This window comes from Rossellomorea pakistanensis, assembly GCF_016908495.1.
GTDB classification, from domain to species: Bacteria; Bacillota; Bacilli; order Bacillales; family Bacillaceae_B; genus Rossellomorea; species Rossellomorea pakistanensis.
On the sequence record NZ_JAFBDZ010000001.1, the window covers coordinates 152,274 to 169,826 of the forward strand.

A 17,553-nucleotide genomic window follows, 5' to 3' on the forward strand; every position below is an offset into this window, starting at 1 on the left:
GCATATGTTCATATATAGGATTGAGGTGGTTTCTAATGTATGATGTAGTCGTCATTGGAGCTGGTCAAGCAGGTTTAGCTATGGGATATTTTTTACAGAAACAGCAAATGAATTATCTTATTCTGGATAAAGGCTCACAGGTAGGGGAAGTTTGGAAGAATAGGTATGATTCTTTGAAGTTATTCACTCCTAGAATGTTTAATGCACTGCCAGGTTTACCATTATTAGGTGATAATCATGGATTACCAACAAAAGACGAAATGGCCGCATATCTCAATCAATATGCAGAAGTATTTCATTTATCTATTAAATTCAATTGCGAAGTCATTCAAGTGACGAAGGAAAATGAAATCTTCACAATCGTGACGAATGAGGGCGAATTGATATCAAAAGCCATTGTTGTAGCAACTGGTCCTTTTCAAAAACCATGGATTCCAGAGGTTTCTTATCATTTATCTGATGAGATCCTTCAATTGCACTCATCAGAATACAAGAATCCAACACAGCTGAAAAAAGGGGATGTATTAGTGGTTGGTGGAGGAAATAGTGGGGCACAGATCGCTGTGGAACTTTCACGACAAATAACGACCTATTTAGCTGTAAGCCAGCCATTGAGATACCTTCCATTATTCCTTTGTGGAAAGAGTATCTTTTGGTGGTTTAAAAAAGCAGGAATCTTGAACGCATCAAATACATCTCTAATAGGGAAATTGATTCAAAAAAAAGGTGATCCTATTTTTGGAAAAGAATTAAAAAGAATGATTCTTAATGGAACCATCACGGTAAAGGGAAGAGTCGTTTCAATTGAGAAAGATTTAATTGAATTTAACAAGGGAGCCTCAGTAAAAGTTCAAAATATTATATGGGCCACAGGTTTTAAGTCGGATTATCATTGGTTAAAAATCACTAATAGCATTAATCATAATCGCCAAGTTGAACACGATAGAGGTGTCAGTCCTGTGAAAGGTTTATATTTTCTAGGATTACCATGGCAAACAAGAAGAGGTTCTGCCCTCCTTCAAGGAGTAGGGGAAGATGCGCGTTTTATTATGAATCATATAAGTTGGGAGAGAGTTTAGTGGAGAAACAACAGCATAGCTTTTTGTCGGAAATGACGGTTGAAGAATCGTCACGGTTATTAAAAGCCATATCAGATCCAACTAGAATAAAAATCCTTTATCTACTATTTCAGGAGGAATGTTCGGTAGGACATATTACAGAAGTATTAGAATTATCCCAATCAGCGGTTTCACATCAGCTTAGTTATTTAAGGAAACTGAAATTGGTAAAGTATCGAAAAGAAAAGAATATAAGTTATTACACTTATAGTGATGAACATGTTGTAGGCATCCTGAATCAAGTCATTCAACATGTTGAAGAATGTAAGGAGTGAGGTAAATGGGGCATCATCATGGTCATGATCATCATCATCATCATTTTGATGAAACGAGAGAGGGAAACAAAAAAGGTTTAATAATAGCTTTGTTGATTACTGCTGGAATAATGATTCTAGAATTCGTTGGCGGACTCATCACCAATAGTTTAGCTCTGTTGTCTGATAGTGGGCATATGTTATCAGATGCTAGTTCATTGGCATTGAGCTTGGTTGCCATCTGGTTTGCCAACCGTCCTTCTTCCGCAAATAAAACCTATGGATATTATCGCTTTGAGATTTTAGCCGCGCTTTTCAACGGTGTGACATTGTTTATTATCGCTGGATTTATTATTTATGAAGCTTATGGCCGTTTTTTAGAACCACCGACAGTAGCAAGTGGAATGATGATGGGGATTGCTGTTGTGGGGTTGTTAGCCAATCTTTTAAGTGCATGGTCGTTATTTCGTAAAGGGGATGTGAAAGATAATGTGAATTTAAAAAGTGCTTATCTCCATGTCCTTGGTGATGCATTAGGCTCTGTTGGGGCGATTGTTGCAGGGGTTCTCATGCTTGTATTTGAATGGTATGCAGCCGACCCAATTATTTCTGTCATTGTCGCTCTATTAATTTTAAAAAGCGCATGGGGGGTATTGCAACAGAGCATTCACATTTTAATGGAAGGGACACCCTTGACACTGAATCATGCTGAAGTGAAAACAATTCTAGAAAATATCGAAGGAGTTAAGAATGTTCACGATCTCCACATCTGGACAATCACTTCTGGTTTAGATTCTTTAAGCTGTCACTTATTAGTAGCGGATGAAAGTAATGAACAAGAAATTCTCCAGCAAGCAATCGATACGATACGTGAGCACTGTAAAATCGAGCATACAACTATACAAATAGAAAAATCCTGCCTAGTACACGGGGATATGAAGGTATAGGGACTGTTCATGGTACCTGGTACAAAAAGAACATATTGTGCCAGGTACCATTTTAAAATCTGTTTTGAAATTATTTTATATTTTTTGCCTTAGGTGGGAGGATACAGGTAGAATATTATTTTCTCTAAGAGGTGATGTGTCAATGGATATAGAGGGTATGAGTTATGGTAATGATTATAAATACATTCCTGCCACTTCTATTGGGAGCGGTACTGAGAAACAGATTGCTGCTAATTTGTGTTATCAAACGATCCAAATTGTGAATGTTTGTTATGTGTGTCATCCTGAAAATGGTGAGTGGGTACTTGTGGATGCTGGTATGCCAAAATCCGCGGATACTATTATTGCATTTGCAGACGAGCATTTTGGTTCCAACAACCCACCAAATGCTATCATTCTAACCCATGGTCATTTTGATCATGTGGGGGCAATTATTGAGCTTGTAAATCATTGGGATGTACCTGTGTATGCTCATCCATTAGAAATACCCTATTTAACAGGTAAAGAGAATTATCCAGAGCCTGATTCAACTGTTGAAGGTGGATTAATAGCTAAAATGTCCCCATTATTCCCAAATGAGTCCATCAATTTAGGAAGTCATATTCATGAACTTCCTAGCGATGGGTCTGTTCCAGAGATGGATGGTTGGCGCTGGATTCACACACCAGGACATACACCGGGACATGTATCTTTTTTCAGAGAAGAAGATCGTTCACTAATCGTAGGGGATGCTTTTGTAACAGTCAAACAAGATTCGCTTTACAATGTTCTTACCCAGGATCTCGAAATGAATGGACCTCCAAGATACTTTACAACAGATTGGGAAGCAGCATGGAATTCTGTTAGAAAATTAGAAACGTTGAAACCAGCCGTTGCGATAACGGGTCATGGAAGCCCATTAGCTGGTGAAGCCTTATTAAATAGCTTACACAAGCTTGTAGGCGACTTTGAGACAATCGCAATACCTGATTACGGGAAGTACGTTAATAAAAAGAAACATTAAACTAATGTGTTTATAGGACTGTCCTTTAAGGGGGCCGGAACCACTATGATTGTCCATCTATAGAAGATATCTTGAGGGTTACTTCTATAGATTGATAATGCGGTGGTTCCTGACTCCTTGGTTTGGGACAGCCTTTTTCTTTTGCCGTATAATTTTCCACTCGAAAGTAAAGCATGTTAACAGTAATGGTTTTAGGGAGGAACCCTATGTTTTTTAAAAAATCGAGAAGGAATCGTGCCGGTCATAATGCTATAGGACGGGAGCTAAAGGAGCATCAAAACGGTAATTCCATTAGCCCGGAAAAAGCGGTATTTATTAATGAAATCAAAAATAGGCTAAACGATAGTTCAGATTTAAAGCATAAAGAAGTGGAATCAAAAATAACGCTATTTTTTATAGATACTTTGATTGATAAAACAATGCTTCATCAGGATATAATGCGACATGTATATCGACTAGATTCAGAACCAGTAGAATTGATGAATATGCTGACGGTTGCTGAAGTTAAAAAAGATAGCAACTACGAGGACACGGTGGTTTCTATTCTTAGCGGAGCGGTGGCCATTCACGTTGAAGGGTATCCTTATGTCATAAGTGCTCAAATTAAATCAAAAACAAGTCGTTCCCTTACTAAACCTGAAAATGAATCACAAGTCATTGGACCACAGATTGCCTTTAATGAAAATCTTGCCACGAATATATCGTTAATTCGAAGTTATTTGGCTAATCCTAGATTATGCAATGAGATGTATCATGTCGGAAAACAAACTAGAACAGCGATATCGATCATGTATATAAAAGGAATTGCCTCAGATGAAATGGTTCAAACCTTACGTCAGCGTATCAAAACGATCAAAATCGATGGCATAATTGATAGTTCAGTACTGGTGCAGTTAATTGATGACAATTCCCTATCTATTTTTCCTCAGATGCTTTTGACAGAAAGACCTGATAAATCTAGTACGATGCTGCTAAATGGAAAAATAGTTGTGATTGTCGATGGAAGTTCTTTAGTAATAGGATGCCCACAGAGCTTTTTGGAATTTTTTCAGAGTATGGAGGATCAGAATGTTAAGTGGCATGTTTCAAGCTTTCTCCGCCTTTTAAGGATTATAGCAATGATTCTTTCGGTATTTTTTACAGCTTTTTATGTTGCTTCCCTTACTTTTCATTATGAGGTCATCCCACAACCATTGTTAGTACCCTTAAGTGAATCGAGATCACGTGTCCCGTTTCCACCTATTATTGAAGCACTTCTTTTGGAGTTTATTATTGAACTATTAAGAGAAGCAGGTGCTCGTTTACCGACTAAGGTCGGACAAACAATGGGTATCGTAGGCGGTATTGTCATAGGAACAGCAGCTGTTCAAGCAGGATTTACAAGCAATATTCTCATCATCATTATTGCATTAGGGGCACTTGCTTCCTTTACGACTCCAAGCTATACAATGGGCAATGTTATACGGATATTACGTTTTCCGATTATTTTGTTAGCAGGATTTTGGGGCTTCTATGGAATTATGTTTGCCTTTTGCTTTCTACTGATTCATTTATTACGTCAATCTAGTTTAGGAAGTCCATATATGATTCCTTTTTATCCACCGCGATTAGCCGATTGGAAAGATAGTATCGTAAGGTTACCACTGAAGTTTACCTTCAAAAGACCATTCCAAACAAGGCCTGAAAATGTACAGAAATATAACCCAAAAGAACATCAAGACTATGAATAGTATATGTGGTGGTGAATGAAATGAAAGTTCTCATACAGCCTAAGCCTCAGTCTCTGATTAATGCCTTCCTGGTATTTTTTGTTGTCCATGCTCTTCAGATTGGCGTAGGTGTGCAAGGTTTTCAACGGATTATCTATATGGATGCTAAGCATGATGCTTGGATATCGGTGATCCTTGCTGGACTTGCTACTAGTATTATTTCATGGATCATGATAAAGACATTAAATTTATATCCATCTACAGATCTTTTCGGAATCCATTTTGATCTATATGGTAAATGGTTGGGGGGATTTCTAAATTTTGTATATAGTTTATATTGCTTTGGGGCAGCCTTCGTTGTTATTCGAAACTATATCGAAGTAGTCCAAGCCTGGATATTCCCAGAAGTGCCAACGTGGTTTTTCTCAATTACTTTGTTGCTGTTAATCATCTACGGCATTACTGGTGGTTTTAGAATCATTGTAGGAGTTTGCTTCTTCAGTATAATACTTTCTATTTGGATGCTAGCGCTCCTTGCCTATCCACTACAATTTGCGAATATTTCTTATCTTTTTCCAGTCTTTGAATCGAATCTAACAGATATTCTTAAAGGCGTTTATAATATGACCTTTACGATTCTTGGTTTTGAAATCATTTATATATTTTTTCCCTTTGTAAAGGAAAAGAATAAAATACAGAAATACGTGCAATTAAGCATCCTCTGGACCACTGCCATCTATCTAACGCTAATGATTATCTCACTCGCTTATTTCAGTGGAGACCAGCTTGAGAGAACGATCTGGGCCACTTTATCTTTATTCAAAATTGTCCGACTGCCATTTATTGAGCGTTTTGAATATGTAGCCGTTGCGTTTTGGATGCTCATTATCATTCCTAATTTAATGCTATATTTATGGGCAGCTTCAAGAGGGATGGCACGGGTCTTTCAAAAGGGGGAAAAGCGTTTTGTTTGGCTCTTCTCAGCAGGCATCTTCATCTCTGTCCAATTCTTTATGACTCGAGTAGAAATTAATATGATCAATGGATTATTCGCAAAATGTGCCTTCCTAGTTGTATTCTGTTATCCTGTACTTCTCTTTCTATTAGCTTTGTTTAAAAAGAAAGTCTTATCAACAAAGGGGGGCGAATCATGAATTATATCTTAAGAACGTTTGTCTGTCTCACACTAGTCATTGTACTTTCCGGATGTGCAGAAATGAATATTTTAGAGAAAATAGGGATCATCACTACAGTTGGATACGATTTCGATGAAGATGATCAACTTTCTACAACAATGATCTTACTGCAATCTGACCCGGATGCACCTAAAAATTCAACCATTGTTAATGGTAAAGCGATAACGAGTAAAGGTTCAAGAATAAAGGCAAATTTAAAGACACCAAAAAAATTAGCTTCGGGTCAGCTTCGTGTTGCATTATTTGGTGAAGAGCTTGCAAGAAATGGGTTGAAGACGATTATTGACACCCTTGTCCGTGACCCCTCTATCAGTGATTTAACGTATTTAGCGATTGTCCAGGGAAATGCCGAAGAGCTTTTAAGGAATGACAACGAGCAATACATTGATATGGGGCGTTATGTTTATGAAGAACTTGATCAAAATATTAAAAATGAACTTATACCATCAACTACATTACAGGAGGTTCTCCATGATTATTATTCACTAGGGGTCGATCCTATCATTCCAACGATAAAATTGGACCATCCACAAATCATGATTACCGGAATGGCAATCATGAATAATGATAAAATGGTAGGGACCATTTCTAGTGACAAAAGCTTTTATATAAAATTAGTCAAGCAACGGTATGAGACTGGTTCCCTTGAAGTAATTATGGATAGTAATGCAAGCGAGTTCGCTGATGACACGAAGGAATTAGCGATCGTATTAGACACCATCAAAACTAATAATAATATCGAGCTTAAGAACAAAGACAAACTGGAATTCAATATGAATCTAAAAATTGATGCCAGATTATTAGAGATAAATAAAAACATTGATTTAAAAAACCCAAAGAATATAAAAACGTTAGAAGAAGATGTAAAAAAGGAAATGAAAAAGGAGATTTTAGATCTAATTGCTTATTGTAAATCAAAAGATTCCGATGCTTTTGGTTTCGGTGAAGTATATAGGAGCTCAATTAAAGATTCCAAACTAACTCGTGAGAAATGGCATGAAATATATAAGGATATTAAGGTAAATGTTAATATAGATTTTAATATTTTGCGTACTGGAGTTGTGGAGTAGAAGATAAATGTTTAGGGCTCAATAAAGGCCTGTAATTGGAACTTTTTTATTTGATAAGTACTGCCATTACCTATGGGATCGTTTAGATTTATATTCATATTTTATCTTTAATCAGGGGAAAGTAGTAATAAGAATTGGGAAGATAAGATGGGGTCTATAGGTGTTAAATAAAGATGAGTAACGTTCTTCATTGTGCAAGATGTGAACCTTTATGCTAGAGCCCTTTGTCCGGACACACTTATTCTTTATTATATTCAAAACATTAGATATCTTAGGTTAAATACTTCTAGTATTACATTGTAAACATTAGAATCAATTTATGAGGAGCTTGTTATGGAATTTGATTGGATATGGAAAGCTGTACTTATCGTTATCGCAGGAACTTTTTTATTAAGAATAGCAGGGAGAAAATCTATTTCCCAAATGACTTTGGCTCAAACAGTCATCATGGTTGGTATTGGATCTTTATTAATTCAGCCTGTTGCTGGAAAAAGCATTTGGACAACTATTGCTGTGGGAGCAATCCTCATTCTTACTCTAATTGTTTTAGAATACGCTCAATTGAAATCCGATAATGTAGAGAAATTGATCACAGGGAAAGCCAAGATCTTGATAGAAAACGGAAACATTAACGAAAAGAATCTTAGGAAATTACGATTTACTGTAGATCAGCTTGAAATGAAATTAAGGCAGCAAAATGTTTCAAAGATAAATGATGTCAAATATGCAACATTAGAACCTAATGGACAAGTAGGGTATGAATTAAAACAAGAGGCACAGCCAGTTACAAAACAAGAATTTCAATTATTACAACAAGATATCCAACAAATAAAACAATTACTCAATCCAGGTTTAAGGTCAGGTTCTCAGCAACTAAATCAACCGAACAATCAACAGGATTTATTTGATGAAGTGGCTATGAAAGCTCATGACAAAAATACGCCACCTAAGCATTTGCAATGAACGATAACAAAGAAATTTAAAAAAAGCCTCGAATTCCGAATTGGAATGTCGGGGTTTATTAATGGAAAAAAACTCTATAAGATTAATGTTTTTACATACATCAAAAATTGCATAGTCTATTGTTTATAAACATAAACATGGTAATACCAACGATCAAATTGGTCAAACCAAGAAAGAAGGTGTTACTGGAATGAATACCGTTGAACAGCAAATCATCACTCAAATTATCCAGGGGAAATATTCGATACACGAACCGCTAGTATCAGAAAGAGAGTTAGCAAAGGTATTTGGCGTAGGGAGACCTACTATTCGAGAAGCCCTTAAGCAACTAGAAGGAGATGGGTGGGTAACAGTTCGAAAAGGAAAGCCACCATTAGTCAAGGATTTTTGGAGGGAAGGAAATTTGCATACGATTGCCAATATAATCAATATTTCCGGGGAAGTACCTAACGCATTTATAGTGTATCTTCTTCAGCTCCGGTCTGTTATTACTCCTGTTATTATAAGGGAAGCGATCGAACATCAGAGGATTCATGTCGTCTCCCTTTTATCGTCCATTGATTCTTTAGATGATACCCCAGATACTTATGCTCAATTTGATTGGAAATTTCACAAGGGAATTGCCGAGCTTTCCTCAAACCCTCTTTATTTATTACTATTAAATCACCTAGATAGCATGTATGTTAAATGTATAAAAGTTTATTATCAGGAGACAAAAGTGAGAAAAGCAACAAGTGAATATTATCAAGAGCTTATTGATTTAGCCTTAAACGGTAATGGAAAAGCAGCAGAATCTTTAGTTAAAAAGACAATGGTTGAAAGCATGAATGATTGGAAGCAATTAAATGCACTTATAACGCATTCATAGTTTATTATAAAGGTCATTTTTAGGAATATAATTAAGCAGTTTGAAAAAGGTCTGGTAAGGTTTTCTTCCTTTTTTAAAGTAATGATTCCTGATTCATAAGGTTTTAGGCAAGCCCTTTGTTCTTATTTGTAATTGCTGAAGGAGGAGTTTCCTTTATAATTAATTGTGCATAAATTTGGAAACTAATGCATTTATTGGTCATTTTTGTGCATGAATTTTGATCCTTATGCATTTACTCAAAGTTTTCGTGCATAAAATCAAAAAGTTTTGCATTACCACATTCAAGATAATGAAAATGATGATAGTACTTAGCCATGGAGAGAACTAAAATGGATATTCGTATAAATATCATTAAAAGGTAGTTTTTATAACCCTTTGTTGCTTTGCCGAAAAGATGCCCGAAACCTTCATCATAACGGGGATCTATTCTGTTCAAAAAACAACCATTTATACGATAATAGCCAAAAGTTAGAGCTTACTCATTACCAAGATGTCAGGAACCACAATTTCCATATCATATAAAGGAGAAAGCCACAAGCCATTCCTTATATATGGAAAATCATTGTGGTTCCGGATTAGCCTCAAGTCGTAACTATTGAGAATTATCTTCTTGTTGTTCAGTTGGTTCTTCAGACGGATCTGGTTCATCCTCATCAACATCATCACATCCAATTAATAAACTACCTGATAGCATTGTGGATACCAATAGGAGAAATAATTTCTTTTTCTTCATACAGATTCCCTCCCTTCTATCTATTATTTTCCCGCAATGGAAGGCTATGTATTCATGTCGTTTCTGTTTCTATATATAAGATAAACTAAAAAAGGACAAGTCAAAGTGACCTGCCCTAAAAATTTCTTTGTTTAGTACCATCCGCCGCCGTATCCAAAGCCACAACAACCCCCACCGTAGTTAGAACCACCTACATAGGCAGATCCTACGATGATTAGAAGAATGAATAAAACTACGATTAAAGCAAACCCTGATCCATTACATTTTTCACTCATACACCAACACTCCTTTTTTAGGGATGGTACAGTGTATGTGAAATGTTTTTATTTGTATAGGTATTTTAAATAGCCGTATAAAAGATATCCAAACAAAATTACTTTTGTGACTCCTGTCTTTGGTTCCTAGTTTGGTTTGTCATTTATCTAACCTACAATAAGTGCTTTAAATTATTTTAAATTAAATCTTTTGAAAAGGCTGTTTTCAAAAAAAGATTGTTGTTTTTTTAAAGAAAAAAAGGTTGATTGGAGCGGAAAGTGCGAGATTCCTGCGGGAGTAGCGGGACAGGTGAGACCTAAGCAGGAGCAAGGCGACGAGGATGCATACCGCCCGCCGCGCGGAAAGCGAGATCCTTCCGCTCCAACTAACTCCTTTTCAAATAACAACAATGTTTACGAAAACAGTCTTTGAAAAAATGCGAGGAAAAACATTGATATTGGTAAATAGGTCGATTTCACCAAATTAAATTTCATCTGAATTCAAGTCATTAAATAATGAAATAAGGACACGCTAGGAAATACATCCTAGCGTTTTTTTACGTAAAATCTTATTGGACTGGATGAAATTAAAACAATGTGAGGAGGATCCGAGGTAATGGAAAATAGTAAGGGACGGAATTTGTTTAAATTTGGAGTAGTTTGTACATTACTATTGACATTATTAGCCTCAAATCCTACATACTCTGAGGTACAAAATAGTACGTCTAAATCAATTTCGGATTCGATTGTAGCCGATTGGAAGTTTTCCAGAAAATATATTAAGTCAGGTTCCATAGCAAAAGGGAACATGGTAATGGAAGATGCAAGTGGAAATGAAAATCACTTAGAGTTAAAGACCATTGGTCAACCATCTCCGAAAGAAACTAACCGCTTAATCCAATGGTCTGAAGAGGATTATTACGGATTAGAAAATGTACAGAGTATGATTTTTCATAACTCTAAACAACTTTCGGTCGGTCGCTACTTTGAGACGGCAAAAAATGCCCCAATAAATGATGACACCTTTACTGAAGGTTACACAATAGAGGCGGTTATGAAATTACCGAAAAATTTCTCTCCAGATAAACACAACGGTATGGGACTTCTAACAAGACAGGGACAAACAGCTGGTAATAAGAACAAAAAAGAGACTCTTGCTACATTATCTGTGTCCAAATTACCGGATATTCAATGGTCAAGTTTACCTACTAATACAAATCGTAATGAAACAAATCGGTCGTTTTCACTAAACAGTGAAAACGATTGGTATCATATCGCTGTCGTAAATGATGGACAAAACACTGAGTTATACATCAATGGAGAACAAGATTTTCGAAATACTACCGCTGAAATCGTTGGAATTAATGCACAAAAGGGAAAAGGTTGGAATGTTGCTTCTGAATCGGTCAATGAAATTGATAAGCTCTTTGCTGGCAATATTCAAGAAATTCGAATTGCAAACAAACCACTAACAGAGGATGAATGGTTATTTACTCATAATCGGAATGACCACATTAATAAAGGAACGAATAAAAATATCCGACTTCTATCAGATCGGGATCATTATAACTTTTTATTCGTTCCCGACCCCCAAAAAACCGTAAGATATATGCCAAAAATATTTGAAGAACAAATGAAATGGATATCAAAAAAGGAAAACCGTTATAACATTGAAATGACAGCGTTTTTAGGTGATATGGTTGACCAAAGTGACTCTAAACAACAATGGGAAGATTCATTTAACAGTGTATTACTGCTGGATAAAACCGATACACCCTATATAACGATCGCTGGGAATCATGATTACGGTAAAGGTGATCCTTATTTAAAATATTATGGCCCTGATCATTACGCCAACAAAAAATATTATAAAGGAGCATCACCAACAGGTTATAGTTCCTATTCCATCGTTAAAGCCGGAAGTTATCATTACTTATTTTTAGCCGTTGACATGAAACATATTAAAAAAGACATAATATGGGCAACAAATATTCTAAAAAAACATCCGAATGTCCCAACTATCCTACTCTCACATCAAATTATCAATGTTTCTGGTGATGGCAAATCAGCGATTAATACTGGGAAAGGATCATTGCTTTGGGACAAGCTGGTGAATAATTACAACCAGATATTTATGACAGTGAGTGGCCACCACCTCGGTTCAACTCATAGAATTAAAAAGAATGCAAAAGGAAATGATGTAATTCAAATGCTTGTTGATTATCAGAAAGACTATCATGGAGGCAATGGCTGGATGAGATTTGCTGAATTTGATGAGGAACATAATAAAATATCGTTCAAGACTTATTCACCATGGGTGGATCAGCTTCCAAAATCCAAACAGACTTATTTTGATGTGAAGTTTTTAACGGGGAAATATGATCAATTTGAGATTCCTTTTTCTTTTGAAGACCGTTTTGATTTTGTTGAATAATATTGAACAGGATGAGCATCGGATGCTCTTTCCGGTTTAGAAAATGATTATGAATCGATTAATTCAGAACGGTCTTCATCACTTATTCCTAGTTAGAGGTTGTTTTCTTGTTTTCCTTTCGTTTTCGAACCATAGCTACAGCTAACATTAAAAGTGGTAACAATAGACCAACAGTTATCGAAAAGGGTTCAGATGTTTTGACATCCCAATTTTGTTGGTAAACTACATTTGGATAAATTAAGAAAGATAGAATAACGATCATCCCCCCTAAAGGTAACGTCAGCGGGCGATATCCTTTTAGGTTCAAAACCTGTGCGATTCCTATACAAGAAGCATAGAAGTAAAGGACCATCTTGAAATACATGGAAAAAAACCACATCATTGCTAAAACAGCTTCGATTCGTTGAATAAAACCACCAACATTGATTTTTCTTGCTAATGCGAAACTTGGATATAGTAGTCTAGAGGAAGTCTCCGCACCTAGGACTAATATACATAATAATGTAATCAGAACAATCACGATCCCTCCAATCAAATTTCCTATAAGAAATGCTTTTCGTGCTTCTTTTGGCTGATTTACAAAGGCAGGGAAAATCATTAATAATACAATTGAATTAAATGATGAAGTTACAATTACTGACAAAGTGGCCCGTGATAACGGTTTTAACTTTACATCAAATATGGGCAGTATATTTTCAAATTGAATTTGTGGCGAAATAAAGATAACTAGAATAACGAAAAGCAGGAAGAACGTCGGAAATAAAATTTCTGCCGCTCGCGTAAAGGTTTCAAGTCCAAGACGCACGCCCATGATTAAAATTAGCGCCATAATGATATGGATTGCTTCAACAGGTGTTTCAGGATAAAATTGTGTCTTCAGAAAATTTCCTGCATAATACAAAACCATAGACGTATAGAGAAATGACATTGAAATAAATATAATAGAAAAGCCTTTTCCTAACCATTTTCCAAACAGTTGTTCATTCATTTGGACGAAGGTCTTTTGAGGAAACCGAAGACTTAATTGGGTGTATAATATGACCACTAATAATCCGATTGCTACACCAAGGGCTGCAGCAATCCAAGCATCTTGCTTTGCATGGAATGCTAAACCGGATGGGATCACAAGAATCGTAGTTCCGATAGTAAAAAAAATCACTAAACACCTGAATTGGCGACGTGAAATTTTAGCGTTTTCAAGCATGGTCTTTCACCTTCTATTTCAACAATTTCTCAAATAAAAGGTCACTGAGTGGTTTGAATATCACCGCAAGACCTTTAGTAGGATTTGGGATAGGGATGTCCAAGCTGTAGATAATGCTTAATCCTACAACAAATAAGAGTAAAATTGAAAACACCCAAGTCTCCTTCTTTAACTTCTTTCTTATAAGGGGTGAAGCTTCGATCTTAAATAGTATAGCAGCGACTAATATAATCCCCACAATGACTGACATAAGACGCTACTCCTTTATCTTGGAATCATAATATAATTCTTCTTCATGTTTTCCTTAAGTTAAGGGTTTTAAACTATAAATACATCCATAGTTACTGAAAGAAAGTTGAGGAATTTAAGGTTGAATAAATAATGTAAATTCTATTCATCTTCATTCGCTACTACTAAGATGAATAATGTTTAAATGGAGTATTTATTTTTCTCTCTTCGAATTTTCCCACTTCATAAAGCGGAGAGCAAAGAAAAATGCCACAGTGCCCCCTAGAGTAGAAAGGATTAAATTCTTAATGCTTAATAATCCAAAATCACTATAGTAGTTGACTAACATAAAGGGATCTTCCTTAAAAAACATGATTAGACTCATTAAAGCAATTTTATGTGCAAGGGTAAAAAAGAAGCCAAATAAAATGATAAAGGTTAAATATTTCTTCATTGATTATCAAATCCTTAACATTATTTATCATTATGTATATGAGACAAACCTATGAAATTTCATATTGATAATGATGATTAATTGATTTTCACATTCAATAATTTGAAAATTGGAAATATGGTATTCTTTAAGAATAGATGACATTTCAAAGGAGGTTCCCTTCGGTGGGGATTGAAGTGATTATTGAGAAGTACAATCATCATTGGATAACACAATATGAGAATGAAAAGACAAACATCCTAAATGCCATTGGTGATTTTATAATCGATATCCAGCATATTGGAAGTACAGCGATTCCAGGGCTTGGGGCAAAGCCGATCATCGATATGATGGCAGGTGTGTCCCATTTGAATGGTTTCAATAAATTCATTGATCCACTTCATTTGCTCGACTATGAATATGTCCCAAAACAGGAAGTCATTGATCGAAAATTTTTTCGAAAGGGAAGGTGGCGTCAGGGAACAGTCCACTTACATATATGTGAATACAAAAGTAATGAATGGAAAGAAAAACTTCTTTTTAGAGACTTCTTAAGAGCGCATCCAAACAAAAGGGATGAATACTTTGAATTAAAAAAGAAATTAGCAAGCAAGTTTAAATTTGATCGACCAGCATATACAGCAGCAAAAACGAATTTTATAAACGATATAATTAAATTAGCTTGTTTGAGATATAACATAAAATAATGAAAGGAGGGAATATACAGAAATGAGAATGGTTGCAATCCATGATCGAATTCAAATTGAAAGGTTCCTTAATAAAAGCGATACAGATAATTAGTTTTATCATTGCAACAATTTAGAGGGAAGCTTTTGGGAGAGTACTCAGTGGTTTGGGCTGGCTATCAATAATGAATTAAAAGCCATTGCGATGTTTATATTGAAGTATGACATTCCAGTGTTATTAGCTAGCAGCTACCAGAGAAATCATTCCTATCAGAAAGAGTTAGTGAAAAAATTACAACCCTTCCTTCCTAACAGAATTTACTGTCATTTGGATAGAGATTCGGCAAATGATCTAATTGATCAAACTAATCGTATTCAGGTCACTCCCTATAAAAATATGAAAATCTCTTCTATAGACACCATTCATGATTTTGAGATCGACGATGTACAAAAATTTGGGAAGAAGGATAAAGAAGAAATCATATCATTCTTGAAGGAAGTCCATCCTGATTATTTTTTAGACGAAGAGTACATTAATCAAGGGTGCTACTTTGGAATTAAACGCGATAACTCCCTTATCAGCATTGCAGGGCTGGTGGCTAAGTCTGAACGATACAGTGTGGTATCAATTGGGAACGTAGCAACACATCCTCTATATCGGAAGAAAAATTTAGCTAGCAAAACCATTTCTGCACTCATCCAAAATTTATACCCTACCTATCGAACCATTACATTAAATGTCAAAGAAGCTAATGTCCCGGCAATCAATTGTTATAAGAAACTAGAATTTATTGAGACGGGTACTTTTGAAGAAGTCATTCTTGAATAAACCTGAAATGGTTAAGAAGGAGATTTGAAATGGAAGATCGAACTATGTTAAAAAAACATCTACTTCATTTAGAGGAGCAATTGTTAACCCCTGAAATTCGTAAATCGCCAGAAGAACTGAATCAAATACTAGCAGACGAGTTTTTTGAATTTGGAAGTTCGGGGAATGTATGGTTGAAAAAGGATTGTTTTGGCGAAGGTGGACTTAGTGTAAGAGAAATGAGACTCCAAGGTTTTGACATTCAGTCTCTAGCTCCTGATGTAGTCTTAGCCACCTATCGAGTAATAGACAAAACGAGGAACCTGCAAACTTTAAGGAGTTCTATTTGGAAGCTAATAGACGAAAGATGGCAGATGGTTTTTCATCAAGGGACAATAATCAATCGGAAGATTTAATGATTATAACGAATGGAGTTAACTATAGAGGAGATGTAATCAAAATGTGTGGGATTTGATGATCGTCATAAGGAAAGAGATTTAGCTTTGCCAAAGGACCGGGAAAGAATACTAGAAGTGATAGAAAATGATTTACTTGATGATAAAAATATAGAAGCTGTGTTCTATGGAGGATCAATCGGAAATGAAAATCCAGATTTATATTCTGATATAGACCTCCGAATCATTGTAGCTGAAGATTCATTTGAAGAGTATCGAAAAAATAAAAGGGTGAGAGCAACGAATTGGGGTAGAGTGTTATTTTATGAAGACAATCCACAGTCAAATTATACTGTTATCCATTTTGACTGTTTTATCAAAGTAGATTGTTTTTATTATAGACAAGAGGATCTTCGCCCCTCCGTTTGGTTACAAAATAGTAAGATCGCTCTTGACCGAAATGGAATAATGGCAGAAATTCAAAAGAAATCTAAGAATGTAGTATATACTCCAACCGTTGAAGAAGTGGAATTCTGGCGTACTAAATTTTTCGCCTATATTCACGAGGTTTATAGAAGAGTTAAAAGAGATGAAATTTATTATGCCTTAAAATGCCTTGATAGCATGAGACTTTTGATCACAACGGGCTGGTATATGGATGCTGGATTCCAACCAAATGGATTAGGGGATTGGGCAAAAATTGAAGGTAAGAGAAGTTTGTTGAATTCTAGTCAATTAACTCTACTAAAGAGCTGGGACTGCAGTAGGGATGGGTTTGAAATATTGAAAATGACTAAAAGGATGATACCAGAGTTTAAAAGAATTCATCAAAGTCTTTGTGAAAAGCTTGGAGTGGTAGTGGATTCTGACTGGGTTGAGGAGATTATTAATAAAGTATTGTGATATCCTGCATAGTATGCAGATTTGGTCAATATTTGTAGAGAAATCGATAAACACCTGGAAGTTGAAAATAATACCCCACAAGTTAAAAATAAAACACAATTAGTTGAAAATTGGCTTTTCGTACACACTGTTAGAACTCACTATATCGAAACAACTATTACCTCTATTAGGTAAAATATTCATTTTACGTCTAAATTTTTTTCCTTCAGCATCTTTAATTAGAGGGGAATTAAACTTAATAAACACATTATTGCCGTAATCTCTTCTAAGATTGTACATTTTATTGGAGAATTCACACTTCATTTCCAAATTATTCTTTTTAATGTAAAATCATTTTCTAAGGCGTC

General features: G+C 35.5%; 19 protein-coding genes. 14 read left to right on the forward strand and 5 right to left on the reverse strand.

Features of this window, described 5'->3' with window-relative positions:
* The first annotated feature begins 35 nt into the window (after positions 1 to 35).
* From JOC86_RS00780 to JOC86_RS00820, 9 genes are all read left to right on the forward strand, one after another.
* Positions 36 to 1,079: a flavin-containing monooxygenase gene (locus JOC86_RS00780; protein WP_205167883.1), complete on the forward strand. Its 1,044-nt coding sequence runs from the start codon at positions 36 to 38 to the stop codon at positions 1,077 to 1,079.
* Positions 1,079 to 1,393: a metalloregulator ArsR/SmtB family transcription factor gene (locus JOC86_RS00785; protein WP_205167884.1), complete on the forward strand. Its 315-nt coding sequence runs from the start codon at positions 1,079 to 1,081 to the stop codon at positions 1,391 to 1,393. The genes JOC86_RS00780 and JOC86_RS00785 overlap by 1 nt, the downstream gene beginning before the upstream one ends.
* A gap of 5 nt (positions 1,394 to 1,398) precedes the next feature.
* Positions 1,399 to 2,319 (forward strand): cation diffusion facilitator family transporter, encoded by a 921-nt coding sequence (locus JOC86_RS00790; RefSeq protein WP_205167885.1) that lies wholly within the window; start codon positions 1,399 to 1,401, stop codon positions 2,317 to 2,319.
* Positions 2,320 to 2,461: 142 nt separating this feature from the next.
* A complete protein-coding gene (locus JOC86_RS00795; protein ID WP_205167886.1) occupies positions 2,462 to 3,322 on the forward strand; it encodes an MBL fold metallo-hydrolase in 861 nt (286 codons plus the stop codon).
* A 206-nt stretch (positions 3,323 to 3,528) separates the two neighbouring features.
* The gene (locus tag JOC86_RS00800) at positions 3,529 to 5,052 is read left to right on the forward strand and encodes a spore germination protein (protein WP_205167887.1); all 1,524 of its coding nucleotides are present in this window, start codon (positions 3,529 to 3,531) and stop codon (positions 5,050 to 5,052) included.
* A gap of 20 nt (positions 5,053 to 5,072) precedes the next feature.
* The gene (locus JOC86_RS00805) at positions 5,073 to 6,185 is read left to right on the forward strand and encodes a GerAB/ArcD/ProY family transporter (protein WP_205167888.1); all 1,113 of its coding nucleotides are present in this window, start codon (positions 5,073 to 5,075) and stop codon (positions 6,183 to 6,185) included.
* Complete coding sequence (locus JOC86_RS00810; protein ID WP_205167889.1) at positions 6,182 to 7,297, forward strand: Ger(x)C family spore germination protein; 1,116 nt, start codon at positions 6,182 to 6,184, stop codon at positions 7,295 to 7,297. Before JOC86_RS00805 ends, JOC86_RS00810 begins: the two co-directional genes overlap by 4 nt.
* A 333-nt stretch (positions 7,298 to 7,630) precedes the next feature.
* Positions 7,631 to 8,260, forward strand: a complete 630-nt coding sequence (locus JOC86_RS00815; protein WP_205167890.1) for a DUF421 domain-containing protein — start codon at positions 7,631 to 7,633, stop codon at positions 8,258 to 8,260.
* A gap of 190 nt (positions 8,261 to 8,450) precedes the next feature.
* Positions 8,451 to 9,128, forward strand: a complete 678-nt coding sequence (locus JOC86_RS00820; RefSeq protein WP_205167891.1) for a GntR family transcriptional regulator — start codon at positions 8,451 to 8,453, stop codon at positions 9,126 to 9,128.
* 592 nt (positions 9,129 to 9,720) lie between these two features.
* Here the strand turns inward: JOC86_RS00820 and JOC86_RS00825 are convergent.
* A complete protein-coding gene (locus tag JOC86_RS00825) occupies positions 9,721 to 9,861 on the reverse strand; it encodes a hypothetical protein (protein ID WP_205167892.1) in 141 nt (46 codons plus the stop codon).
* A 131-nt stretch (positions 9,862 to 9,992) separates the two neighbouring features.
* Entirely contained in the window at positions 9,993 to 10,136 is a 144-nt protein-coding gene (locus tag JOC86_RS00830; protein WP_205167893.1) for a YjcZ family sporulation protein, read from the reverse strand.
* A gap of 595 nt (positions 10,137 to 10,731) precedes the next feature.
* Here JOC86_RS00830 and JOC86_RS00835 point away from each other — a divergent pair.
* Positions 10,732 to 12,549 carry a LamG-like jellyroll fold domain-containing protein gene (locus tag JOC86_RS00835; RefSeq protein ID WP_205167894.1) on the forward strand — a complete coding sequence of 606 codons (1,818 nt, stop codon included), beginning with the start codon at positions 10,732 to 10,734 and terminating at the stop codon, positions 12,547 to 12,549.
* 88 nt (positions 12,550 to 12,637) lie between these two features.
* Here JOC86_RS00835 and JOC86_RS00840 read toward each other — a convergent pair whose 3' ends face one another.
* From JOC86_RS00840 to JOC86_RS00850, 3 genes are all read right to left on the reverse strand, one after another.
* Positions 12,638 to 13,753 (reverse strand): GerAB/ArcD/ProY family transporter, encoded by a 1,116-nt coding sequence (locus tag JOC86_RS00840; protein ID WP_205167895.1) that lies wholly within the window; start codon positions 13,751 to 13,753, stop codon positions 12,638 to 12,640.
* 13 nt (positions 13,754 to 13,766) lie between these two features.
* The gene (locus JOC86_RS00845) at positions 13,767 to 14,003 is read right to left on the reverse strand and encodes a hypothetical protein (RefSeq protein WP_205167896.1); all 237 of its coding nucleotides are present in this window, start codon (positions 14,001 to 14,003) and stop codon (positions 13,767 to 13,769) included.
* Between the two features lie 192 nt (positions 14,004 to 14,195).
* Positions 14,196 to 14,435, reverse strand: a complete 240-nt coding sequence (locus JOC86_RS00850; RefSeq protein ID WP_205167897.1) for a hypothetical protein — start codon at positions 14,433 to 14,435, stop codon at positions 14,196 to 14,198.
* A gap of 164 nt (positions 14,436 to 14,599) precedes the next feature.
* On the opposite strand from JOC86_RS00850, the gene JOC86_RS00855 reads away from it, so the two are divergent.
* From JOC86_RS00855 to JOC86_RS00870, 4 genes are all read left to right on the forward strand, one after another.
* A complete protein-coding gene (locus JOC86_RS00855; protein WP_205167898.1) occupies positions 14,600 to 15,121 on the forward strand; it encodes a GrpB family protein in 522 nt (173 codons plus the stop codon).
* Between the two features lie 184 nt (positions 15,122 to 15,305).
* Positions 15,306 to 15,929, forward strand: coding sequence for a GNAT family N-acetyltransferase (locus JOC86_RS00860; RefSeq protein WP_205167899.1), 624 nt, complete (start codon positions 15,306 to 15,308; stop codon positions 15,927 to 15,929).
* A 29-nt stretch (positions 15,930 to 15,958) separates the two neighbouring features.
* A complete protein-coding gene (locus JOC86_RS00865; RefSeq protein ID WP_205167900.1) occupies positions 15,959 to 16,324 on the forward strand; it encodes a nuclear transport factor 2 family protein in 366 nt (121 codons plus the stop codon).
* A 48-nt stretch (positions 16,325 to 16,372) separates the two neighbouring features.
* The gene (locus JOC86_RS00870; RefSeq protein WP_205167901.1) at positions 16,373 to 17,206 is read left to right on the forward strand and encodes an aminoglycoside 6-adenylyltransferase; all 834 of its coding nucleotides are present in this window, start codon (positions 16,373 to 16,375) and stop codon (positions 17,204 to 17,206) included.
* Positions 17,207 to 17,553 lie beyond the last annotated feature (347 nt).